This window comes from Pseudomonas lini (assembly GCF_030812475.1).
Taxonomy (GTDB): domain Bacteria; phylum Pseudomonadota; class Gammaproteobacteria; order Pseudomonadales; family Pseudomonadaceae; genus Aquipseudomonas; species Aquipseudomonas lini_A.
In genome coordinates this window covers 338,875-362,733 of record NZ_JAUSSR010000002.1, presented here as the reverse complement: position 1 = coordinate 362,733, position 23,859 = coordinate 338,875, and the positions used below count along the sequence as shown (strand labels likewise).

The window sequence follows — 23,859 nt, the reverse complement described above, 5'->3', positions numbered from 1 at the left end:
AAATTTGCGCATATTTATTGGCTTACGGCCATTAACTATAATAAATATTTCCAATGATTCTAAAGTGTCAGTATACGCGAGCTAATATTAAGTCAACGCGACTTCAAATTATTATTAATCATCCCAGGCAAAGTCATTATTAGCAGGCTGGTAATAAATTCTAATATTCTGATGAATGTATTGGAATCGGACAATGATGCGGACGCAATTAATGCCTCCGCATGATCCTATTCACAAAAAAATACTTTGTAAAGTTTTTTTATCGAACATGAAGACCAAGAAAGTTCCACTGTTTTCCAAATGCATGGAGGATCTTTCAATCATGTACGAAAGGACTATGACCAGGCTGGGCGCCCTTGCCGTTACCGCATTTTTCCTCGGCGCAGGCAGCTGCGTCGCCGGGGATGACGTAGAAAACAGGCTCAGGGCTGTCGTGGACGCGGCTATCCGGCCGGTGATGCAAAAGTATGCCATTCCTGGCATGGCGGTGGCGGTAACACTCCATGGGAAGCAGTATTACTTTAACTACGGCGTCATTTCCATGGAAGAAGGGAAGCCGAAGGTTACCGAGAAGACGATTTTCGAGATCGGCTCAATTAGTAAAATCTTCACGGCGACCCTCGCATCCTACGCGCAGGAAATCGGAAAGCTCTCCCTGTCTGATCCCGCAAGCCAATACCTGCCTTCGCTGCGTGGCAGCAGTTTCGACAACATTAGCCTGCTCGATCTTGGAACCTACACGCCCGGTGGTCTGCCGCTGCAGTTTCCGGGCGATGTGGACAGTCACGAAAAGATGATCGGTTATTACAAAAACTGGCAACCGAACTATGCCGCCGGAACAATGAGGCTCTACTCGAACCCGAGCATCGGTCTGCTCGGCCTTCTGACCGCCGAGAGCATGGGGGAGCCTTTCGAAGATCTACTGGAAAAGAAGCTGTTTCCCATGCTCGGCCTGAAGCAAAGTTAGGTCAGAGTCCCTCAAGCGCAAATGAGTCATTACGCGTACGGCTATAGCCCAGAGGGAGTACCGTCCAGGATGGTGCCGGGTGTTCTATATGCCGAAGGTTATGGCGTGACATCCAGCTCAGCGGACATGATTCGTTTCGTCGAGGCAAACATGCAGGTGGTGGATCTGGATGAGGCTCTGCAACGCGCCATCACTGCAACGCATACAGGCTACTACAAGGTCGCAGAAATGACGCAGGGCTTGGGATGGGAGTTCTACACATATCCAATAGAGCTCGACCGCTTGCTCGCAGGCAACTCGTACCCGATGATCCTTGAGCCCCATGAAATTACCCGGCTCAACCCTCCGCTGCCACCGCAGGGTAACGTGCTCATCAACAAGCCAGGCAGGACGGACGGTTTCGGCGCTTACGTGGCCTTTGTTCCAGCCAAGAGCATGGGCATCGTGACGCTGGCGAACAAGGACTATCCCCTCCCTGCGAAGGTGGAAGCCGCCCATGAAGTATTGACGGCCCTGGATACCCGGATTGGGTCGAGTGCACGTCATTGAGCGCTTGAAACTCTACGCACCTTTGCGAGGTAGCCTGGATAAGGATGGGTGGGCAATGTTTTTGTCCACCCATTTCAGCGACTGACTGTTTTGGTCGATTGATGCCCTTCCACCAGGTAACAATCGGCCTTAAGCCGCCACGCTTTCAGTCCCTGGGCCCTCAACATTTCTGTCGCACTTGGTCGAGATCAATTCTCCTGTCATGGGTAAAATTGAGCTCTTCCTTGAGTTCATTTATGAGTTGGGCTATAGCCTTGTCTCCAGTGATGCGAGATGCAGAAATACCGGTAACAAGAAGCTCAACTCGCCCGGATATTGGTTCGCTAATCTGTATTTGCAGTGATCCCGACGGCTCGACTCTACATTCGCATGAGAGCGGCAGGAATGCTGAATCTATGACGTGGCATAGCTCGAGAGTGAACAACATAATGTCTCCGTTGGCTTGAGCCGGCCAAGGCGCTCAAGCTTGGTTGAAAGGAAGCTTGATCTCAAGCTTAGGGCCATTTTTCAAATCCCTGGCGAAGCGGTGACAATTTCAGCCTACGCCCATCTGCGAGACGCGTTATACCAATTGGGAACGAGCACAACCCATTCTTTCGTGCACATGTGGTTTATAAACGGGTACCTATCGGGTCGGTGGGTGCTTGAGTGCATGACTGGTGAATTCCCTGCGTTGCGGGATCCCGGTGTGCCCATGACAACCGGATAGATGTCGCACACAACCAACCAAGAAATGCTCTACCCATGGATGCCAAAAACCATCCGCCCCAATACGACAACAGCTACCCACGTTGCCATTAGTCCAACCAGGAACCAAATAAACTCGCTGCTGTTCATGGTACCTTTCCTCGCCGCACTTGCTTCTCTCGCTCTGTGTGAAGACTTCTGTAGACGCTGGATTGCGACAAGGTAGGCGACGATTACCTTTACTTCGTATCGTTCCGCTGCGCATTGCCTACATCCATTGGCCCTTGCGCACCAATGAAAATGCCGGCAGTAGGGGCAGCAATGAACTTCACTTTTTCGGTAATGGTGTCTTCGCAGTTGACCCGCGCAGAATGCGTCCATTCAATTTCTGCGCGCCGCTATCCCATAGCAACCATCTTCATGAGCTAAATCTTTCAGCCTCCAAATCGATCTGACCTCCTCGGAGAAAATCGATGGTTACCCCAGCAGAAAATCCTTTGAATTTTCCATGAGACAGCCACTCCTTTGTCTATGAGCATAGGGAGGGCTTCATGAATACCGATCTTTACATCATCGAGTACAAGCTTCACGGAGAGTCCAAGTCCTTCATCATCAGGACGAAGATAAGAAGCAACGCCGATGCGTGGCATTGGGCAAGTTGTGATGCTGGAGTGGCACCTATACCAAAACCTGGAAGACCGCCGCTCAAAGTCGTCACCAAGCCTCAAGCTGAAAAGTACGGGCTCAGTGACGTCAGATGGCGTGAATCGGCAATCTTGGATTGGACAGAGGTGGCAACGTGATTAAACACATGCTCAAAGCCATTGGTAAGACCCCCATCCAGCCTCTTCACCGAGCGAGCTGTCACTGCGGTGCCGTTGTTCTCGAGATCCATTTACCTGCAGGTCTGCCTGAACCACATCGCTGTGATTGCTCGTTCTGCAAACGCAAGGGAACGATAGTCGCTGCGGTGCCAGCAGCGGATTTGAAAGTGATTCGCGGCCAAGCTGCATTACGCAAATATCAGTTCGGAAGGCAGGTCGCCGAACATTTCTTTTGCGGGATCTGCGGCATTTATACCCATCACCGACGCAGTACCAATCCGAACGAATTTGGCTTCAATATCGGCTGCATGGAAGGCGTTAATCCCTATGATTTGGGGAGCGTTCCGGTAGCGGATGGGGCGAGTGGGAGGAACCTGTGGGTCAGCATCGTTAGCGAAAATTTTCTTCCCTAATTCACCTCCCACTAATGTGAAAAACAAAAGCTTCCTACGATGAGGACATTTTGTCAGAAAGAATTTCAAAGACTCACCGTGGTCTACCTGGCACCATACCCAGAGCTCGCAATCATGAAATTCTCAAAATTCTGCCAAGCACTCTCCAACCGGGCTGGCAGTTCGAAGACGTTCCTCACCGCTATTTGTCTCATCGTTGTGTGGGCAGTGACGGGCCCGTATTTTCATTTCAACGATACGTGGCAACTGATCATCAATACGTCGACGACGATCATCACGTTCCTGATGGTTTTCCTGATCCAGAACACCCAGAACCGGGACAACGACATTTTGCATCTGAAGATCGATGAGCTGATTCGAGCGACCAAGGAAGCACAAAACGCCACATTGTCCTTGGACAAGATGAGCACCAGGGAGCTTCGGAAGCTGCGGAAGCAGTACAGCGTTATGGGTGAAGCCGGTGAGATCAGTCTTGATGCTTCCGACGACGAGCCCCCTATTCCTAAATAGGTGGCCTGGATCATCCGAGGGCCGTTGTCCCCATCAATTTGAACGCAAGCTCTCAAGCGCTATCTATCAACGTATGTGAGTACCGGAACCCGCGCGGTCGTCGCTCGTCATCAACGCCTGAAACCTGTTTGTAAGAAGGATCTGCAATGAAAAAAAATAATCCTCAGCGCACGTTTTTCATCGCATCCAGAACATCGTTGATGCTGATGATCCTCGGCTTGCTGACTGCATGCGCCGGTAACACTACGTCGTCCAATGTCATTGCACCGGGCGAGGAAAAGACAGTCACGACCCGCACACTGGATGCGGGCGCCGCCCTGCTCCAGTCACGCCCACCCATTGATGCACTCAATGCCTACCTGGATGGATTCCATTTCTACAATGGCCACCCTGAGGTTCAAATGGAGGCCCACCACTATTGCTCCATCCTGAATGAAGAAGTAATCCAGTGCGTGATCTACGATGGCAATCGCAAGGACGCGAAGCTCATGGGGGTGGAATACATCATTAGTGAACAGCTGTTTGCAAAATTGCCCGACGCTGAAAAGGCGCTGTGGCACAGCCATGTTCATGAAGTGAAGTCTGGTCAATTGGTCGCCCCCGGCATTCCGGACATTGCAGAACATGCGCTTATGGAAAAGCTCATTCATACCTATGGCAAGACCTGGCATACGTGGCACACCGACCTCAACAAAGATCTACCGCTGGGCGTTCCGCAATTGATGATGGGATTCACCGCTGATGGGCAGATCGACCAGCGACTGGTGACAGATCGGGACAGAAGACTTGGCGTCGATAGCATCCGGAAAAAGAAAGCCCGGGCCGACATCCCTGCACCTGCTATTGACCCAGGTGCTGACGCTTGGCGTAAAGTAAAGGTCATTCAAATCGAAGATCCGAGTGGCCGTCCGCATCAGCACTGAATCATCAGGATGACTGGCTAGCCTTTGGATTTTCGTGGGTCAGCACTACGAGGAAAAGTTCTTTCTTCCTGAATAGTCCCGTCCTCTTTGTGAATCTTCAGCGACGCAGTTTTGCCCTGAAGGAACTCACCCGCCAGCGCGGTGATTTCAGCCTTGGTCGAGGCCGTCTTCGACGCCCTTTGCGCGCCTTCCTTTGTCAGTGCCCAGAGCTTGTTGGTCTTGGTGATGTGATAGTTGTCCATCCGATCTCCTAGCGCTCTGCGCGCATTTCCAACGTGGTGATCGGTTGACCTCTTCACTCATAATGAGTTTGAAAAACTTAGGCGGAATTATGGTTACTCTAAAATCAAAAGCTAGCCGCGACTGCGTCGCAAACCAGCGACCCTCCCTGACGTGCGTGGCAAAAGCTACCTTCCGCCCTTTCCTACTGTTTACTTCACTCTAGATTTTCAGAAGCCAGGGCAGAAGCAAAAGCTACGGCGATGCAATCGAGTCGATTGCCCCAAAGCGTCTGGAAATCTGAAAAAAACCGTGCGGATGAAGATCCCTGCTTTTTTTTGGTATCAAATATAATAACTCCGTTTTCTTTTTTTTATTTCAAGGGGGGTTCGCAAAATATATTTTTTTACAGACCGTCCCTGCGCCGTTTTGCTCGCCCTTGATGAACGTGAAAATGCCAGAGGGGTACCGGAATGCGCATGATCTGGTCAGAGGAGTAGTAGCGCAGAGTGGTGCCATAAATTGACTACTACGCTCTCTCTTTCCATGAAGGAATCACTACGTCGTAAGCAGACCCTGCCTTGGCCATTTTCAGTATGAACCAGCATCAATTGGCTCACGAACCTCAGTCATGAAGCTGACGCTGTGGTCGAGCGGCGCGACCCGGGTGAGGTTGGAGGCAATGTGCGCGGCGCGCTGGCATCAATCAGCAAGAACGAAGAGTTCATCAACATGACGCTAGCAGTGCTCATGCGCCGAAAAGTTATTAGAGACAGACAACCGACGACAAATAGTTGCCTATCCTGAGCCTTCCGTTTGGGTTGTGGATTCAACCGATCGCGGATGATAGGCAAGTCATCAATCCTGCGAACACAGTCACCTGACGATCACGCCAATCGATTTGCCAGGCAAGAGCCAGTTGCACTTGTGGCCTCATGAGCATCCGTGAGTGCCTCATTCGCCTCGTACCTTAATGCAGCCGGGACTGATAACCAGTGTGCGATCCCAAGTCCCGCCAGCGCTCCTATGAGCTTGCCTACTAGCAGCGGGACGATCAGCGTAGGTTGGAAATTGGCAATGAAGGCCAGGGAGTCACCCAACATCCACGCTGCGCATACCGCAAACGCAATGGTCAGCACTTTATCTTTGGCATTGAGCGAAGGGAGCATGCGCCACAATGCCAGGGGATTCGCAGCTGCAGCAAGCAACCCAACGCTGCCCATGGGCCCAAGTCCAAGCCGGCGACCAATTAACGTCAATGGATACCGCAGATAACGCTGGATGCAGTAGACCATTGGGAATGCGCCCGCCAACATCAATGCAATGTATCCAGCTATTTCCAGCGCTCGGAACTGATCGGCAGAGTCGGCGATCATTGGATCAAACGCCCAGCCGATATCGAGTTTGGTGAACACGCCGGTGAAATACTCAACGACGCACGCAGCAAAGATCAGTTTCATGAGGATATCGGCCCCTCGCCCTAACGCGATGAAGCCGAGGATCATCTGTCGCGTGAAAAGCTTCAGGCTCAGCGCAAGCGAACCAACGAACAACACTAAGGGCAGGATGTTGTGAACGATGACGGACGGCTCGAAATAGAGCAGATAGGTAGATGCGGCGTGAGTAGATATCTCCGTTCTGACCAGAGGCTCCATTATATTGATCAGCAACAGAATCGACACGAAAGCGACTGGAATTGAAATTAGGCCCGCGATCATGCCTAGCGCCAGGTACTTGTGATCTCGTTTGTCCAAGATAGCCAAGGCCACAGGAATCGTGAAAAGCAGGTGCGGGGCCAACAGGAATCCGTTCATGGACGCCAATAGCCACGACTCGGTGGTAGGTGCCAGCGCTTTGGCGATCTGATAACCACCTAGGTCAACTGAAATTAGACTGGTCGCTGCCATGGCTGGCTCGGAGCCCATGGCGACGAAAAGAGGGCTGACAAAGTTCGCAATCAGCTTGGTCAGCACAGGAACCGAAACCATGATTGCAGCCACGGGTATGAAGATTTGACCGAGAGTGTGGATACCAGCCATAAATTCAGCCCCGATTCCCTCTCGGTCGTTTAGGGCCGCACCAATGGCTCCGATGACGACGAAAAACATAATCAGATACAGCACGTAGTTACCAAGATCACTCATAACTCACACCTAATGAACGGAGGTTTCAGTAGGTCGTCCGTGACCCTCGGAAGATATACGTTGGTAAGAGCTAGACTTTGAATTGCTCGGCTATATGCAACTGTTGGTCGGCTAGTGCCATCGGCGCAGGAATACCCCAAGGCTTCGCAACGCTGTGACCCGGGCTAGTACCGTGGGCGAAAACAATTGGTACTCAGCCCTGGTCGACAGACGCTTGTGAGAGATTCTTGTTGTTATTTGGCTTGGCCGGCTTGGAACCACTGCCAAGTTGCCTCCAATGATTCCTCAAAGCATTTCAGGATGGCCTGGATATCTTCTTCTTTAGAAATCAACGGAGGGCAAAAAGCGACGGCGTCGCCCTTCGCACGGCTGATCATGCCCAGATCCTGAGCGCGTGCCGACAGATATCGACCCAAGCGCCCCACAGTTTCGAACGGCGCCTTTGTTCCCTTATCAGCAACCAACTCCACCGCAGCGATCAAGCCAACACCACGGATCTCACCCACCAGCGGGTGATCAGCGAACCGCTGAAGACCACCACGCAAGATCTCTCCCATGTGCGCAGCGTGCCGAACCAGCTCGTCCTCCTGGATGATCTTGACGTTCTCCAGGGCGACGGCAGCTGCGACCGGATGACCGCTGCCGGTAAATCCGTGACCAAGAGTTCCAATCGTGTGGCTTTGGTCAGCGATACCTTGATAAACCAGATCGTTGATCATAATGGCCGCAATCGGCTGGTAGGACGAAGACAGCTGTTTGGACACAACCATAACGTCTGGTTTGATCCCAAACGTCTCGCTCCCAAACATGTTGCCAGTGCGCCCGAAGCCGCAAATCACTTCGTCAGCCACAATGAGGATGTCGTGCTTGCGGCAGACCTTCTGAATCTTTTCCCAGTAGGTTTTAGGCGGCACGATCACGCCACCAGCCCCCATAAGCGGCTCTCCGTAGAACGCTGCGATCGTCTCCGGCCCCTCTTTGAGGATCAAGTCTTCCAGTTCCTGCGCGAGATGATCCGCAAATTGCTCCTCAGTCTCACCTGGCTTTCCGAACCGGTAAAAGTGAGGGCAACTGACATGGAGAAAGCCAGGGAGAGGCACATCAAAACCACGCTGATTGGCAGGCAGCCCAGTGAGGCTTGCACTGACGGCAGTAATGCCGTGGTATGCGTTCATCCGACTTATGAATTTCTTCTTCGTCGGCTTGCCCAATGAGTTGTTCCGGTACCACAGAAGCTTCACGACAGTGTCGTTGGCTTCAGAGCCAGAGTTGGTGAAAAACACCTTACTCATTGGCACTGGCGATATTTCAATCAGCTTTTCTGCAAGCTCAATGCTCGGCACGTGCGCCTTGCTGGTGAACAAGTGATAGAACGGTAGCGTACGCAGTTGCTTTTCTGCCGCCTCGATCAAGCGCTGATTACTGAACCCTCAATTCGTCGCTAATGCGTGAGCTGCGCACGATCGCTTTTGTCACCGACCTCATCCAACAAGACAAGGTCGATCGCAACGAGATGAAGGAGATGCTGATCCACTCCATTAAGTCAGACGAGGCAATGTGTGCGCTCAGCGTTTCCAGCAAGTACAACGCGGACTGGGGCTTCCTTTGCGGACTGCGCGACAACGGACGACACGAGGCCGAGATGTGGCTCTCGGAGAACTACCGCAATATTGGCAACCGGTCTAGTATCGACATCCGAAAGGAGTTTCTTTGAACGCCGCCATAGGACTAGAAAGGTGACTGGCGTTGGCATGAATTCTCGCGCGGGGGTGCGGTGCAGCACGCATGAGTGCTGCATGTGACTGCCCCCTATGCTAACGCCAGATCCAATGTCCCTAAATCTGCTACACAAAAGTCCCCTGCGGGCCCTTTTGTACTCAAACCAAACTCCCTTGGTCAGCCAAGACTCGACAGTCGCGGAGCCGTGCTCTGCTTTCCATTCCTTCAGCGTTTTGTGATTGCCACCTTTGGTTTCGACGACTTCGCAAATAAATGCTTATCCGCGGGCATGGCCGTTGCCACCGTGCGCAGCAATGAACATGTCGACGGCTGACCGACAATAGGATTCGATTTCGTTGTCGTCCTCTGCTCTGGTCTCATCGAAGCGTGCGATAGTTAGGAGATCGGATCCTTTGAAAAGCGCGGAAAACACACGGGCGGACAGTAGAGGATCGGGCACGTTCAGAACCGCCTTAGCGTGGAGCTGACTCAACAGGGCCTCGATTCGGGCGAGGACATGGGCCGGGCCGGCTTCGAACTGGAGCTTGCTTAACGACTTTTGATTCGTCTTGTCGGCCATGATCATAGCTTCGACAGCGCGGACGTCCGGACTCAACAGCGTGCGAAGAAGGGAAGATCCTACCGCCATTAGCTGATCTTCTGCCGAACCCTCGACGCCTTCAAAAAGGGCCTGTGGCGCAAATTGATGGCAGCGGGCCGCAATGGCTGCGCTGAACAGCGCCTCTTTATTCTCGAAGTGCCTATAGATGCTCAACTTGGATATCTTCGCCCGCCGGGCGACCTTGTCCATTGTCGTCGCTTGAAAACCCAACTCCAGAAAAAGATCGCATGCGGCGTCGACTATCGTTTGGCCCAGCGCCTCGTTGGCAGGCCGGCCGCGCCGGGCCTGGCTGTTTTCAGTCATAAAAATTCCAGTACTTGACAGTATTCTAATACGTGAATTAGGGTACTTCAAAGTATCTAATGTGTGCAAGCCAATGCATAAGTTTCAACTTGTTCTCCACATCATGTTCTCCGGGCCGCCCGGCGATATCGAGTGCGGCATTGTCAGACCGTTCAACACGGTGATGGGCGATTTTCTCGCCAATGCCGAAGCCTTGCACGCTGCATGTATCGGGCGCGTATCGCTGGACGATATTGCGCACATGGCCCAACTCCACCCTTTATCCACAGCACTGAGCCCATCATCATGAATGACGTCATCATTATCGGAGGCAGCTTTGCCGGCCTCGCCGCCGCCCTGCAGCTCGGCCGTGCCCGCCGAAAGGTCACCGTTCTCGATACCGGCCTGCCGCGTAATCGCTTCGCTGCCCACTCCCATGGCCTGCTCGGCCACGATCACAAGCCACCGCTGGACATCCTGGCCGAGGCGCGGCAGCAACTGACCCGTTATCCCACGATCAGGTTGGTCAGCGCCCGGGCTGAAAGCGTCTCAGGCTCCATCGACGATTTCTCTGTCCTCACTGGCGATGGCCAAAGCCTTGGCGCGCGCCGCCTGATCCTGAGCTATGGCGTCGTCGACAAGATGCTTGATGTTCCGGGCTTTGCCGATAGCTGGGGCACGTCCATCGTGCCCTGCCCCTATTGCGACGGCTTTGAAGTCGCCGGCCAGCATTGGGGCCTCGTATGGTCTGGCCCGCAGTCGCACCAGTCTGTCAGGCTGTTTCACGATTGGACTGACACGTTGACGCTCTTCGCCGATGGTCACAACATTCCGCCCGATATCCGGGCCGATCTGGCACGCCGCAACATACCTGTCGTTGAGGGCCGGATCGTCGAAATCGGACATCACAAGGGTCATATCACCACCATCAATCTCGATACCGGCCCCAATGTTGCGGTCGACATCCTGTTCGCCCATCCGCGCAACAAGCCGTCCGCAAGCCTGCATGAATCACTGGGCCTCTCCACCGTGGATACGCCGCTCGGCATCGTCCTCAAGGTCGACGAGCGCCGCCAAACGAGCATGCCAGGCATCTATGCCGCCGGCGACCTCACCACGCCATTCTTGCCCTCAGTCACCCTGGCATCATCGCAGGGCGCCATGGCGGGTATCTTCGCTCAGCAATCGATGCTGGTTTGAAAGCACAGGTTCCCTTCTCCGGTTGCGTCGTATATTTCGAAGAGGTTGGCGTAGATCGGCGCGGTGATGGACGAAGCGTCGAGTTTGACGGAATGGTAGGAGCGGTCGTACTTCGAGCTCCGGCTCTAGGCGGTACCGATCTCGACGCCTGAGACGACCACACGCAGATCTGGTGCCTTATCAAGCGGGTTTGGTCGAGACAATACGCGCCTTGGCATCGGTTCAGCCTCCCCTTGCCTAGTTCAAAGGGTAGCTAGTTAGGAACGAATGAAAAACGAGGAGAAGTCATGACAGATCAAAATACCTATCAGGTGGCCGACTGGAATGGCCAAAGCGGAGAGTACTGGGTCGCCAACCAGGCCCGGCTCGACGCCATGTTTGCGGTATTCGGTCAGGCCGCGATAGAAGCCGCCGCACCCAAGCGGGGCGAACGCGTGCTGGACGTCGGCTGCGGCGCGGGGGCGTCGAGTCTGGCTCTAGCTGCTCGCGTCGGCGCGGGTGGCCATGTGCTGGGCGTGGACATTTCCGAACCGTTGATCGGACGAGCGTGCGCGCTTGCGCCACAGGATACGCCGGCCCAGTTCCGGGTAGCCGATGCCAGCTGCGCCGAGCTGCCCGAGGGCGCGTTCGACATCCTGTTTTCGCGTTTCGGAGTGATGTTCTTCGACGATCCGACAGGGGCGTTCGCCCATATGCGTCGTGCTCTCAAGCCGGGGGCGCGGCTCGCTTTCGTCTGCTGGCGCGGCATGGCCGAGAACGATTGGGTGCGCTTGCCGATGGGCGCGATCAAGGGCATCGTCCCGCCGATCACCCCGCCCGCTCCCGAAGCGCCTGGCCCATTCTCTTTCGGCGACCGGGGGCGCGTGGAACGCATCCTGACAGTAGCCGGCTTCACCGATGTCACTATCACGCCCTTCGATGCTTCCATCCCGTTCGGCGAGGGCAGGACGCGGGACGCGGCGATCGACGACGCGGTAAAAATAGCGTTCGAGGGCGGCCCGCTGTCGCTAGTGCTCGCTGATCAGTCTGACGACATCCGCGCCCGCGCCTCGGCCGCGGTTCGTGCCGCCTTCGAAGGTCTCCCCGGCGAGCGGTCGCTGATGATCGAAGGCGCGGCGTGGATCGTCATGGCACGCACTCCGCCAAGCTGACAGGGATTAACAGGGGAGACGCCCCGCTGTGAAGCGGGCGTCTTTGGCGGGTCAGACTGACGTCCCTTTTGGCACCTGGTCGAGCAATTCGTCAAAATGGCTTATTGCTGGGTAAAAAAAGCGCTGGCTTATACGTCTGTATAAGCCAGCCAACTTATTGAAACTCATCCCATCTGTTAGAAGAAATGGTTCAGATCAACTTTTCGTAGCAAGATGACGATGTTGGTTTGCGGCAGAAGAGCGGAGGACTTTTTCACGATTTTCCAAATTACTTGCAGACCTTGCAGAATGTGCACGCATGGCATTAGCGAAGGATACTGCATCTCCTTCAGGTGCATTCGAACGAAGATGCGGCTTAGCAATAACTAAGTACAACCAGCCTGTAAGTATGACGATCGATACCCCAACAACCGCGATCCATCGATCCAGAAGAGACAGACTGAGATCACTCGACGGTGTTGCAAGTACAACGCAAGCAAAGATCCCGTATCCCAACGCGGCTATATTTACTACCCAGCCCCAGCGCCCTAATGAAAACGATCCTGCTGGTTTCCACCCCATGAATCTTGCTCTTAAGGCTGCAAATACCACCATCTGAAAGGCAATGTACCCTGCCAACATTTGCATGCCCGCGATGCGGAATAGCGCCCCTGGGAAGAAATATACGAACAACAGTAAGAGCCCTGAAAGTACGTTTACACCAATGATTGCCCATAGCGGGGTGTGACGGACTTTCGTCAACTTCCCAAAAATTGCAGCACCAGGGAACATATTGTCACGTGCGAAAGAGTAAATTAGACGGCTCGCTGACGCCTGCTGTCCCATCACACATGCGAGGAAAGATGTAAGGGCAATGAACAAGAACGCTTTCGTACCCCAAAATCCGATTGTCGCATTGAGGATATCTGGGACTGGATCCACGACGTTACCAGCCACTATCTCAGCAAGGTTCGGTGCCGCTAGCACGTAGCCAGCGAATGACAGCAGCGCAGAGCTGCAGCCAACGACAACCGTAAGAATCATGGCTCTAGGTACTTGCTTGCCGGGGTTAGGAACCTCCTCAGCTACCTCGCCGCAAGCCTCAAATCCATAGACCATCAAGATACCCACCAATGCAGCACCGACAAAGGCGGTCGTATAATTCCCGTCATGCGCCGTGCCCATGGCATCGAAAAATACACTGAACGAGTGTTTGCGCTCGAAAATTAGCAGGTAAATGCCTACGCCGATCACACCCACCAGCTCTGCGGCTAACCCAGCGCCCGCAATGCGTGCCAGCGTTTTGGTACCAGTTAAATTGAGCAACACGCCAACGAAAAGCATAACGGCAGCAATAGTGGCCGTCATACCTGCGGTGGTGGGTACCACAGGCATTTCTCGTGTCCCAACAAACAGGTTAGCGACAAAGCTAGCGCCAAACATCGCTGTCGTCGCAATAGCGACAATCACACAGGCCAAATAAATCCAGGACAGCAGCCATGCGTATTGTCCGTTCCACAATCGCCTTGCCCATTGGTATAGCCCGCCAGCGATAGGGTACTGAGCAACGATCTCACCAAAGACCAGTGCGACAAGCAGCTGACCACCACCAACGATAAAAATCCAGAAAATAGAAGGTGGGCCTGCGGTCGCAAGGCCCTGTGCAAGCATTGCCACCACACTGACGAGAGGAGAAAGATACAAGAAACCAAGGGCAAGGTTTGACCAAAGAGACATGCTACGTTCGAATTTTTGTTCATACCCTAGAGACTCTAAAAACTCAGAGTCAGAGCGATCAGACACGTTCGGCACTGCGTACTCCTCGAAGCTTAAAAAACTTACTTATAATTGTCTTTCAACCGCCAAAGCCTGGTTCGGCGAACGTTTCCAACGCAGTAGCGCTCCACATGTAAGCTTAGGCTACTGTCCGACCTGACTGACCTCTGTAAAAGCAGTATCAGGCAATTTTGTTTTCCTATCATCACCATTCCTGAGGCCCCGACTGATGGCGGCACCTCAGGTTCAGCAATGCTCAGCGCACTGTGCATTCACTCTTCAGAGCGCTTTTGATAGGGCCAATCTGCAAGACTGAGCTGACTCGGCTCGGCTGTTGATGACGGTGGTGGATCAAGAGATTCATCCTGAATCGCTTTTCGGAACCCTTTGATTGAGGAACCAACGTCAGCTCCCAAATTTTTCAGCTTTTTGGTTCCAAAAATCAGAATCACTACGAGCAGGATTACAACCCAATGCTTCCAATCAAAAATGCCCATAAGATTCACCTATGTTGTCGGCCAGAAAACGAAGCGCACACCCGGCCGAGGCATACGCTCGATGCGTCCATGCAAAAGGGTAAGGAGGAGGCGTCAGACTTTCCGACCTGGCCTCCTACATCGTCAGAAACCTGCTCGAAAAGAAGCCCACGCCTGCAGCCAGTCGTCGTACGTGGCGTACTTGTCTGACTGTCGGGGCGGTTGACCCTTGATTGGTGCGGTTTCTAAAAATTTGTCGACATTGTCGTAGTCGAACAGAGACTTCGTTGCTTCATCCATATGCTGGACGGCCTTTCTGTTCACTACTGCGGAACTGACAGACTTACTCATCGCCGCTTGGGTGCGGGGATCGAGCGCCTGATTGATAAAGGCTAGAGCCGTATCAATGTTTTCAGCGGTTGACGGGATGAACCATGCGTCTGCCCAGACTGCGCCCCCCTCTTTAGGAAAGACGTACTCAGTTTTTACGCCCTGCTTGGCGGTTTCCAAGGTTGCTGCTGTCCAAGTACAAAAGCACGCGGAAATCTCGCCAGCAACAAAGAGGGAGACAACGTCACCGTTGCTGGAAGCAAAAGTACGGCACTGATCCCGATATGGCTGCATCTGCTGCCAGATCTGATCGAGCTCGTCCTTAGTGACATTCGGGAATTTGTCGTCGAACCCCGTAATGCGTGCCGCAAGCGGCCAAACTGTCAACGGGTTGTCGAGGAAAGTCAGCTTACCTTTGAATTCAGGCCGCAACAGATCCTTGAAACTGGTAATTGGTGCCGAGAGACCTTTGGGGTTGTAAACAATGGTATCGACTCCCCATGTCCATGGGATTCCGAAACGTTTGCCGTCCCAAAACCACATACTGCCATCGTGGAATTTGCTGATCGTATCAGTCGGGTTGTAGTTAGAAATTTTGGACACATCAATCGGCTTAAGCTGGTTGAGTCCTTTGTACAACTCGTTATAGCCGTTGGAATACTCAGCAAGGTCAAGCCGAACACCGCCGCCCATCAGCTTGGCAGTTACGTCATCTTGGTTTCCCATGATGCTCGCGTTGACTCGAATCCCGTTCGCCTTGATCCAATCAGCCGCTTCCGTCTGCAGCGAGTACCCTTCCCAAGTCATGATGTCGAGATTGCCACCCACAGCGGCTTGCGCGGAAGGAACCCATCTACCAAGTGTCGCACCAGCCGCCGCAGCAGCAGCTCCCAGCATCAACAGCCGCCTACTGATTTTCGGATTCAATAACGTTTCTAAAGAGTTCTCACCGCATGGATCTTTTTCGACTGACATGGCGCATTCCTATCCTGTGAACGTTGTTTTTGAAATAGGCAGGACGAAACTTTGAAGCGGTACCGCATCATCCGGCGTGGCAAACCTCTCTGGGTGCCATCACTGGATATAGTGTTAAGAGCAAAAGGAATGCCAGTTGCGAAAAATCAATCTAACTAGCTGTAATATATGGATTTTTTTTCAACATCCAGATGGAAGATCCATCGCTGTCGCAGTGTTGCGATATGCGAAATTTCACCGCTGAGAAATTTTCGCCTGTGTGCGACAACAGAACGAAAGCGCGATAGAAACGAAGATCTCTGCTCAGAAAAAAGGCCCTGACTGGAAGCAGTAATACTCCCGTCAGGGCCTTAGGAAACAGATGCCGCTCGATTAAGACGCAGAAGGTGGTGATGCTTGTTTATCTGCGTGATAAGACGAACGAACAAGCGGCCCTGATGCCACGTTGCTAAAACCCATTGCCGCACCAAGTGTTGCAAAGCGAGCAAATACATCAGGATGGACGAATCGGTGCACTGGCAGATGATTTCGTGATGGCTGCAAGTATTGCCCTAGCGTCAGCATGTCCACTCCGTGCTCACGCATTCTCTGCATGACCTCAATAACCTCTTCATCGGTTTCTCCCAAACCGAGCATCAACCCAGATTTAGTAGGCACATGGGGAATACGCTTTTTGAAACCCTCTAGCAAATCCAGCGACCATTCAAAGTCGGATCCTGGTCGAACCGCCTTGTAGAGACGTGGGACAGTTTCAAGATTGTGGTTGAAAACATCGGGAGGCTCTTGCTCAGTGATGGCCAAAGCAACGTCCATTCGACCACGATAATCCGGTACCAACGTTTCCAGCCTGACACCTGGTGAAATCTTGCGTATTTCACGCAAACACTCCACAAAATGGCTAGCGCCACCATCTCTCAGGTCATCACGGTCGACGGATGTGATTACTACATATTTCAGACGAAGATCGGAAATCGCCATCGCAAGGTTGCGAGGCTCGTCTGCGTCCAGAGACTTTGGCCGACCATGCCCGACATCACAAAACGGGCAGCGTCGAGTACAGATGTCACCCATGATCATGAAGGTAGCAGTGCCACCGGAGAAGCACTCCCCCAAGTTCGGACATGAAGCTTCTTCGCACACGCTGTGAAGCTTGTGCTTCCTGAGCAATGCCTTGATACGACTTACCTCAGGTGACGCTGCAATTTCCACACGAATCCAGTCCGGTTTTCGAGGAATATCTTCGGTTGGGAGAATCTTGACTGGGATACGTGCAACTTTCTCAGCACCGCGAAGCTTCACCCCCGCCTGCAACGGTTGAGGGCGATTGGAAACAGACAGGAGTTCGGTCATTACAATCGATCCTTTAACCGCGGTAGTAGCGTTGAGGCACGAAAGGCGTCTTCGTCACGCGCATAGGAATGTGCTTACCTCGGACATCGGCGTAGACCACCGAGTCCAAAGCAGCAAAAGCTGATTCGACATATCCCATTGCGACTGGTGCTCCCAACGTTGGGCCAAAACCGCCACTGGAAACTTGGCCGATGATCGAACCTTCTTCCGAATAAATTACTACGCCCTCACGGACTGGAATACGCTCCAGAGGCAACAGACCTACGCGCTTCTTGCTCACGCCTTCCTTCTGTTGAGCAAAGATGTGAGAAGCACCAGGAAAGCCACCAGCTCGGATACCATCGATACGGCGCGCTTTCGAAATAGCCCATACAAGGCTCGCTTCAATTGGCGTTAGTGACGAGGTCATGTCATGACCGTAGAGACATAACCCCGCCTCTAAACGCAGCGAATCACGTGCGCCTAAACCGATCGCTTTAACTTCAGGCTGCGCCAGTAACGCTCGAGCTAACTCGTTCGCTTGCTCTACCGGAACCGAAATTTCATACCCGTCTTCTCCCGTGTAGCCGGAGCGGCTGACGTAACAAGATATGCCAATGATTTCCACCGCTCGGGACTGCATGAACGTCATTTCAGTTACTGCGGGTGCAAGGCGGCCCAACGCTTGTGCAGCCAGGGGCCCCTGCAATGCGAGCAAGGCTCGGCTTTCAAAAAGCTCTTCAACTTCGCACTGACCTTCGAGGTAAAGCCTAAGATGAGCAAGGTCTTGCTCTTTGCATGCCGCGTTGACGACGACAAATAGGTGATCACCGGCGTTCGCGACCATCAAGTCATCGAGAATGCCACCGTGCTCATTAGTGAAGAGCGCGTAACGCTGCATCCCCACTGGTAAATCTTGTATGTCGACAGGTACAAGAGACTCAAGTGCAGCAGATGCGCCCTTCCCGTGCAGGCGAATTTGCCCCATGTGACTGACGTCAAACAGACCTGCCTGCTCGCGAGTATGAAGATGCTCTTTCATCACACCCAAAGGGTATTGAACAGGCATTTCATAGCCTGCGAACGGTACCATTCGTGCGCCAAGCTCCACATGAAGATCATGAAGTGGTGTACGTTTCAAAGATTCGCTAGTCATCAATAAACCCTTCGTACAGCTGGGGATCGAACCTCAGCATTCAATAATGTTGACGGCTAATCCACCGCGAGCCGTCTCTTTGTATTTGGTCTTCATATCGGCGCCGGTCTGGCGCATGGTTCGAATGACCTTGTCGAGCGAAACGTAGTGATCTCCGTTGCCTCTCAGTGCCATACGGGCAGCATTGATGGCTTTCACAGAGCCCATCGCATTGCGTTCGATACACGGCACCTGAACCAACCCTCCGATGGGGTCGCAGGTCAGTCCCAAGTTATGCTCCATGCCTATTTCTGCAGCGTTCTCGACCTGACGAGGAGTCCCTCCCAGAACTTCACAAAGAGCGCCCGCAGCCATGGAACAGGCCACCCCTACTTCGCCTTGGCAACCCACCTCTGCTCCAGAAATTGAAGCGTTTTCCTTGTAAAGAATGCCTATTGCAGCCGCGGTGAGCAGGAATCGCTGCACCCCCTCTTCACTGGCACTACTGATGAAGTTGACGTAGTAGTGAAGAACAGCCGGAATAATTCCCGCAGCGCCATTCGTAGGTGCTGTAACCACACGGCCACCACTCGCATTCTCCTCATTGACTGCCAATGCATAGAGATTCACCCAGTCCAAGACTGAAAGATTGTCCCTAAGTCCTGCCTCAGGACTGACACGGAGTTGGCGGTAGAGATTCGCAGCACGTCGTTTGACCTTGAGGCCGCCAGGCATGATTCCTTCGTTATTGCAGCCTGCGCGAACGCAGTCCTGCATAACACTCCAGATATGCATCAACCCATGAGTTGTTTCCGAAGCCGGACGCCAAACCTCTTCATTTCGAGCCATCAGCTGACTAATGGAAAGCCCATGTTGCTCGCACAATGACAAGAGCTGATCGCCACTGCGAAAGGGAAACGGCAACGGCGTTTTGTCCTTTACAATACGGTCGTGCCCCGCAGCATCTTCATCAACCACGAAGCCGCCCCCAACCGAGTAATACTTCCGACTTCGCACCTGAAGGCCCGCTTCATCGAATGCTCGAAAGATCATTCCATTCGGGTGAAACGGTAGAGGCTTGCGAATCATCGCAAGATGTTCTTTCTCTACAAACCGAATCCGCTTTTTACCTAAGAGGTTGAGACTATTGTCGGCCCTGATTTCGATTAAGCGGCCATCGACACTGCTGGTTTCAACCTTGTCGGGATAATCGCCTTCTAAGCCAAGAAGCACCGCTTTATCACTGCCATGCCCCTTCCCGGTCGCACCTAACGAGCCGTACAACTCGACTTTTACCGAATGCACTGTGTGCAAAAGGCCATCGCGTTCCAGGCCCTCAACGAACGTCACGGCCGCACGCATAGGCCCAACGGTGTGGGAACTGGATGGCCCAATACCTACTTTGAACAGATCAAAAACACTGAGTGACATGTACGACTCCAACTTAGCGTTCGGAGAGCTTCACTTTCCGTAGACCGGAAAACGCTCGCAGAGCGTTGCGACTTGCTTCGCAACGTGCGCTTCAACGTCGGCATCGCCCAAGTGATCGAGGATGTCGCAAATCCAGCTTGATAGTGCTCGACACTCTGGAACCTTAAGTCCTCGGGTGGTAACGGCAGGAGTACCAATACGCAATCCAGAGGTCACAAAAGGAGACTGAGGATCATTAGGCACGGCATTTTTATTGACTGTGATACGCGCTCTGCCAAGCGCGGCATCAGCATCCTTGCCAGTGATGCCTTGACGTATCAGGCTAACCAAAAATAAGTGGTTGTCAGTACCGCCAGATATAACGTCGTAACCACGCTCCATGAACACTTCGGACATCGCCTGGGAATTGGCAATTACCTGCGTCTGATACTCCTTAAAGGCAGGCTCTAAAGCCTCCTTGAAGCACACAGCTTTCGCGGCGATCACATGCATCAATGGGCCGCCTTGACCACCTGGGAAGACTGCCGAATTAAGCTTCCGCTCGATTTCCGGATTCGAGTTAGCCAGAATCAAACCACCCCGTGGGCCGCGGAGTGTTTTATGGGTAGTAGTTGTAACCACATCAGCGAAAGGAAGCGGATTAGGGTACAAGCCTGTAGCGACCAAACCAGCTACGTGAGCCATATCAACGAACAGATAAGCCCCTACCTTGTCGGCAATTTCGCGAAAGCGCGCGAAATCTAAAGTCTTTGAGTATGCCGAAAAACCAGCTATTACCATTTTGGGTTTGTGCTCGAGCGCTAGTCGTTCGACCTCGTCGTAATCGATCAGGCCATTGGCATCAATTCCGTACTGAACGGCGTTGTACAACTTGCCAGAGGAGCTAACTTTCGCACCATGAGTGAGGTGCCCCCCGTGAGCCAGGCTCATGCCCAAAATCGTGTCACCGGCATTGAGCAAGGCTAGATACACAGCGGAGTTCGCCTGAGAACCTGAGTGCGGCTGAACGTTGGCATAAACTGCGCCAAACAGTTTTTTTGCTCGATCGATTGCCAACTGCTCGACCACATCGACGTACTCGCAACCACCGTAGTAGCGCTTGCCCGGATAGCCTTCAGCGTATTTGTTAGTCAGCGCCGAGCCTTGTGCTTCCATGACTTGCGGACTGGTATAGTTTTCAGAGGCAATGAGCTCAATATGAGCCTCCTGTCGACCTTCTTCTGCGTTCATTGCAGCAATCAGAACAGGATCAAAATCTGAAAGGGTTAGGCTCTTGTGAAACATGAAATTCTCCTCAATTGAGGGGAAGCACGGGGCTGCCGTGCTTCCCTGGTTCAGACCTGAGTCAGGCGTCTTGATACACAGACATTGGTGGGCAAGCACACGACAGATTTCGATCGCCGTAGACGTTGTCTACGCGTCCAACCGGCGGCCAGTATTTATTTTCCTGAACCGAAGTCGTCGGAAACACTGCCTGTTCGCGGCTATAGGAGTGATTCCACTCACCTGCCAACTCAGCAGCTGTATGAGGCGCGTTTTTGAGGGGGTTGTCGTCTTGATGTAAGTCACCGCGCTCGACCGCGCGGATCTCTTCACGGATACAAATCATCGCGTCACAGAAGCGATCGAGCTCTTCTTTTGATTCACTTTCTGTTGGCTCAACCATCAAGGTTCCAGCAACGGGAAAAGACATCGTCGGAGCGTGGAAGCCGAAATCAATCAAGCGCTTTGCGACATCCTCTACGCTGATGCCACTGCTGTCTTTGATAGGGCGGACATCAAGTATGCATTCGTGCGCGACTAACCCGTTTTCACCGGTGTAAAGGACTGGGTAGTGTTCTTCCAAACGTCGTGCGATGTAGTTCGCACTAAGAATTGCGAGTTCAGAAGCACGCTTCAGACCCTGCCCACCCATCATCCGGATGTACATCCAGGTGATTGGTAAAATACTCGCGCTACCAAATGGCGCGGCGCTCACTGCACCATGCTTGCTTTCCATATGGCCATGCCCTGGCAAATAAGGTGCAAGGTGAGATTTCACGCCAATGGGCCCAACACCAGGGCCCCCTCCACCATGAGGAATGCAGAAAGTTTTGTGCAGGTTGAGGTGAGAAACATCCCCACCAAACTGGCCTGGTGCGCACAGTCCCACCATGGCATTCATGTTTGCACCATCGATATAGACCTGGCCTCCGTGCTTGTGCACGATGTCGCAGATTTCACCGATGCGCTTCTCAAAAACACCGTGAGTTGAAGGGTATGTGATCATCAGGGCAGCAAGCTGAGTGCGATGTTTCTCAGCCTTGGCGAGAAGATCATCTACATCGACGTTACCGCGCGCATCGCAAGCGACAACGACGACACGCATGCCGGCCATTTGAGCAGTAGCGGGGTTTGTGCCATGCGCTGATGATGGGATCAGGCAAACATCTCGACCGGCTTCGCCACGACTCTTGTGGTACGCTCGGATTGCCAACAGACCAGCATATTCACCTTGCGATCCCGCGTTTGGCTGGAGCGAGACGGCGTCATAGCCTGTTGCCGCACAGAGCATTGCTTCAAGCTCTCGGGTTAACTCTTGGTAACCCTTGGTCTGCTCCACCGGAGCGAAAGGATGCAACGAGCCGAACTCTGGCCATGTTACCGGGATCATCTCACTCGCCGCGTTGAGTTTCATGGTGCATGACCCCAGCGGGATCATGGTGCGATCCAAAGCTAGGTCTTTGTCGGCGAGCTTGCGCAGATACCGCATCAGCTCAGTTTCGGAGTGATAGCGGTTGAAAACTTCGTGAGTCAGGAACCGTGACTCTCGAATGAGTTGTGTTGGTATACGGGCGCTGGCCAAATCGGCCATATTGTCGAAATTAGGCACTTCCTGATCTGCAGCAGTGAACACAGCCCACAACGCAGAAATGGATTCGGGAGTGCACGTTTCGTCGATAGAAACACCAACACGCTGATCATCCAAAATGCGCACATTGATGCGAGCGTTTTTCGCGTTAGCTACGATTTCGGGCGAAGGCCGCGCAGTGATGACACTGAGAGTATCGAAGAAATAATGTTGCTCCACATGATGACCCAGCTCTTCTAATCCCTTAGCCAAAATCGTGGTCAATCGATGAATTCGATTAGCAATGTTTTTCAATCCTGCTGGGCCGTGGTAAACGGCATACGTACTCGCAATATTGGCCAACAACACCTGAGCTGTGCAGATGTTGCTCGTCGCCTTTTCACGGCGAATATGCTGTTCGCGAGTCTGCATAGCTAGGCGCAGAGCGGGTCTGCTATGGCGATCAATCGAAACACCAACCAAACGCCCAGGCATGTCCCTTTTGAAAGCATCACGAGTTGCAAAGAACGCTGCGTGTGGGCCGCCGAAACCCAAAGGAACGCCGAATCGCTGTGCGCTCCCCAAAACTACATCGGCCCCAAACTCACCAGGAGGGGTCAGCAGGGTCAAAGCCAGCAGATCGGCAGCAACCGCGACCAGAGTGCCGAGCTCATGAGCTTTGGTGATCAGCGCTCGATAATCGGTAATACCACCGGTGCTTGCTGGGTACTGGAGGAGCAAGCCAAAGTAGCCATCCATCCCTTCCTCAAGCAACTCATTCTCATCGCCTACAACTACATCAATGCCCAGTGGTTCAGATCTGGTACGTAGTACTTCCAGGGTTTGTGGATGGCAGTGTTGAGAAGCGAAGAACGCCGGGGCCTTGTTTTTTGAAAGGCGCTGGCAAAAGGTCATAGCTTCAGCAGCCGCAGTCGCTTCATCAAGAAGCGAAGCATTGGCAATGTCCATTCCAGTGAGATCACTCACGAGTGTTTGGAAATTCAGCAGCGCTTCGAGTCGCCCTTGTGAAATCTCTGGTTGATAAGGGGTATAAGCTGTGTACCAAGCAGGATTTTCAAGCAAATTGCGTAAGATTGGTGCTGGCGTAAAGCATGGATAATAGCCTTGGCCTATATACGTACTAAACAGCTCATTCTTGGACGCAATAGCTTTCAAATCGGAAAGCGCCTGCGCTTCACCCTGTCCAATAGATTGCTCGAGTACGCTTGTCCCTTTGATCGCATCAGGTACAACGCTCTCAATTAAATTTTCGAGAGAGTCGTAACCGACAGCCTCCAACATTTCACGAACATCTTTGTCACGAGGGCCGATGTGACGAGCAACAAATTCATCACGTGTATCAAGAGAAATTGGAGTGGTCATTGTCT

Annotated in this window: 20 protein-coding genes and 5 pseudogenes; 10 read left to right on the top strand and 15 right to left on the bottom strand. The window is 52.9% G+C overall.

The window, feature by feature from the left end; all coding sequences use genetic code 11:
• The first annotated feature begins 322 nt into the window (after positions 1–322).
• Positions 323–1,516: pseudogene (gene ampC / locus J2W17_RS05485) on the top strand (class C beta-lactamase).
• A 160-nt stretch (positions 1,517–1,676) separates the two neighbouring features.
• Here the strand turns inward: ampC and J2W17_RS05480 are convergent.
• On the bottom strand, positions 1,677–1,943 hold the full coding sequence (locus tag J2W17_RS05480; RefSeq protein ID WP_307330397.1) for a DUF1652 domain-containing protein: 267 nt from the start codon (positions 1,941–1,943) through the stop codon (positions 1,677–1,679).
• An 811-nt stretch (positions 1,944–2,754) separates the two neighbouring features.
• Here J2W17_RS05480 and J2W17_RS05475 point away from each other — a divergent pair.
• The 4 genes from J2W17_RS05475 to J2W17_RS05460 all read left to right on the top strand — a co-directional run bounded on the left by J2W17_RS05475 (position 2,755) and on the right by J2W17_RS05460 (position 4,873).
• Positions 2,755–3,006, top strand: coding sequence for a DUF6555 family protein (locus tag J2W17_RS05475; protein WP_154980561.1), 252 nt, complete (start codon positions 2,755–2,757; stop codon positions 3,004–3,006).
• Positions 3,007–3,014: 8 nt separating this feature from the next.
• A complete protein-coding gene (locus tag J2W17_RS05470) occupies positions 3,015–3,440 on the top strand; it encodes a GFA family protein (protein ID WP_307330384.1) in 426 nt (141 codons plus the stop codon).
• 114 nt (positions 3,441–3,554) lie between these two features.
• Positions 3,555–3,950 (top strand): low affinity iron permease family protein, encoded by a 396-nt coding sequence (locus tag J2W17_RS05465; protein ID WP_155002694.1) that lies wholly within the window; start codon positions 3,555–3,557, stop codon positions 3,948–3,950.
• A gap of 200 nt (positions 3,951–4,150) precedes the next feature.
• Positions 4,151–4,873: an OBAP family protein gene (locus J2W17_RS05460; protein WP_307330986.1), complete on the top strand. Its 723-nt coding sequence runs from the start codon at positions 4,151–4,153 to the stop codon at positions 4,871–4,873.
• 17 nt (positions 4,874–4,890) lie between these two features.
• On the opposite strand, the gene J2W17_RS05455 is transcribed toward J2W17_RS05460, so the two are convergent.
• On the bottom strand, positions 4,891–5,115 hold the full coding sequence (locus J2W17_RS05455; protein WP_307330379.1) for a DUF2188 domain-containing protein: 225 nt from the start codon (positions 5,113–5,115) through the stop codon (positions 4,891–4,893).
• A 573-nt stretch (positions 5,116–5,688) separates the two neighbouring features.
• On the opposite strand from J2W17_RS05455, the pseudogene J2W17_RS31080 reads away from it, so the two are divergent.
• Positions 5,689–5,899: pseudogene (locus J2W17_RS31080) on the top strand (hypothetical protein).
• Positions 5,900–5,979: 80 nt separating this feature from the next.
• Here J2W17_RS31080 and J2W17_RS05450 read toward each other — a convergent pair.
• Both J2W17_RS05450 and J2W17_RS05445 read right to left on the bottom strand, forming a co-directional pair.
• Positions 5,980–7,236 (bottom strand): ethanolamine utilization protein EutH, encoded by a 1,257-nt coding sequence (locus J2W17_RS05450; RefSeq protein ID WP_307330377.1) that lies wholly within the window; start codon positions 7,234–7,236, stop codon positions 5,980–5,982.
• A gap of 233 nt (positions 7,237–7,469) precedes the next feature.
• Positions 7,470–8,648, bottom strand: a complete 1,179-nt coding sequence (locus J2W17_RS05445) for an aminotransferase (protein WP_373459960.1) — start codon at positions 8,646–8,648, stop codon at positions 7,470–7,472.
• 32 nt (positions 8,649–8,680) lie between these two features.
• Here J2W17_RS05445 and J2W17_RS05440 point away from each other — a divergent pair, with 32 nt between their 5' ends.
• The gene (locus J2W17_RS05440; protein WP_307330373.1) at positions 8,681–8,950 is read left to right on the top strand and encodes a hypothetical protein; all 270 of its coding nucleotides are present in this window, start codon (positions 8,681–8,683) and stop codon (positions 8,948–8,950) included.
• A 180-nt stretch (positions 8,951–9,130) separates the two neighbouring features.
• Here J2W17_RS05440 and J2W17_RS05435 read toward each other — a convergent pair.
• A pseudogene (locus J2W17_RS05435) lies at positions 9,131–9,220 on the bottom strand (transcriptional regulator); the annotation flags it as partial.
• A gap of 12 nt (positions 9,221–9,232) precedes the next feature.
• Positions 9,233–9,880: a TetR/AcrR family transcriptional regulator gene (locus J2W17_RS05430; protein ID WP_307330370.1), complete on the bottom strand. Its 648-nt coding sequence runs from the start codon at positions 9,878–9,880 to the stop codon at positions 9,233–9,235.
• 73 nt (positions 9,881–9,953) lie between these two features.
• On the opposite strand from J2W17_RS05430, the gene J2W17_RS05425 reads away from it, so the two are divergent.
• Positions 9,954–10,169 (top strand): hypothetical protein, encoded by a 216-nt coding sequence (locus J2W17_RS05425; protein WP_307330367.1) that lies wholly within the window; start codon positions 9,954–9,956, stop codon positions 10,167–10,169.
• Positions 10,166–11,059, top strand: a complete 894-nt coding sequence (locus tag J2W17_RS05420) for an NAD(P)/FAD-dependent oxidoreductase (RefSeq protein WP_307330364.1) — start codon at positions 10,166–10,168, stop codon at positions 11,057–11,059. Before J2W17_RS05425 ends, J2W17_RS05420 begins: the two co-directional genes overlap by 4 nt.
• On the opposite strand, the pseudogene J2W17_RS31075 reads toward J2W17_RS05420, so the two are convergent.
• Positions 11,038–11,169, bottom strand: a pseudogene (locus J2W17_RS31075) (DUF736 family protein); the annotation flags it as partial. The gene J2W17_RS05420 and the pseudogene J2W17_RS31075 overlap by 22 nt on opposite strands.
• A 177-nt stretch (positions 11,170–11,346) precedes the next feature.
• Here J2W17_RS31075 and J2W17_RS05415 point away from each other — a divergent pair.
• Positions 11,347–12,210 (top strand): class I SAM-dependent methyltransferase, encoded by an 864-nt coding sequence (locus J2W17_RS05415; RefSeq protein WP_307330361.1) that lies wholly within the window; start codon positions 11,347–11,349, stop codon positions 12,208–12,210.
• Between the two features lie 195 nt (positions 12,211–12,405).
• On the opposite strand, the gene J2W17_RS05410 is transcribed toward J2W17_RS05415, so the two are convergent.
• The 8 genes and pseudogenes from J2W17_RS05410 to gcvP all read right to left on the bottom strand — a co-directional run bounded on the left by J2W17_RS05410 (position 12,406) and on the right by gcvP (position 23,854).
• The gene (locus tag J2W17_RS05410) at positions 12,406–14,001 is read right to left on the bottom strand and encodes an APC family permease (RefSeq protein WP_307330359.1); all 1,596 of its coding nucleotides are present in this window, start codon (positions 13,999–14,001) and stop codon (positions 12,406–12,408) included.
• A gap of 281 nt (positions 14,002–14,282) precedes the next feature.
• A pseudogene (gene tatA / locus J2W17_RS05405) lies at positions 14,283–14,462 on the bottom strand (twin-arginine translocase TatA/TatE family subunit); the annotation flags it as partial.
• A gap of 123 nt (positions 14,463–14,585) precedes the next feature.
• Entirely contained in the window at positions 14,586–15,746 is a 1,161-nt protein-coding gene (locus tag J2W17_RS05400; RefSeq protein WP_307330353.1) for an ABC transporter substrate-binding protein, read from the bottom strand.
• Positions 15,747–16,118: 372 nt separating this feature from the next.
• Complete coding sequence (lipA, locus tag J2W17_RS05395; protein ID WP_307330349.1) at positions 16,119–17,096, bottom strand: lipoyl synthase; 978 nt, start codon at positions 17,094–17,096, stop codon at positions 16,119–16,121.
• Positions 17,097–17,109: 13 nt separating this feature from the next.
• The gene (gcvT, locus tag J2W17_RS05390) at positions 17,110–18,231 is read right to left on the bottom strand and encodes a glycine cleavage system aminomethyltransferase GcvT (RefSeq protein WP_307330346.1); all 1,122 of its coding nucleotides are present in this window, start codon (positions 18,229–18,231) and stop codon (positions 17,110–17,112) included.
• A gap of 33 nt (positions 18,232–18,264) precedes the next feature.
• A complete protein-coding gene (locus tag J2W17_RS05385) occupies positions 18,265–19,641 on the bottom strand; it encodes an L-serine ammonia-lyase (protein ID WP_307330343.1) in 1,377 nt (458 codons plus the stop codon).
• A gap of 30 nt (positions 19,642–19,671) precedes the next feature.
• Complete coding sequence (gene glyA / locus J2W17_RS05380; protein ID WP_307330342.1) at positions 19,672–20,925, bottom strand: serine hydroxymethyltransferase; 1,254 nt, start codon at positions 20,923–20,925, stop codon at positions 19,672–19,674.
• A gap of 61 nt (positions 20,926–20,986) precedes the next feature.
• Positions 20,987–23,854: an aminomethyl-transferring glycine dehydrogenase gene (gene gcvP / locus J2W17_RS05375; protein WP_307330339.1), complete on the bottom strand. Its 2,868-nt coding sequence runs from the start codon at positions 23,852–23,854 to the stop codon at positions 20,987–20,989.
• Positions 23,855–23,859: the final 5 nt, after the last annotated feature.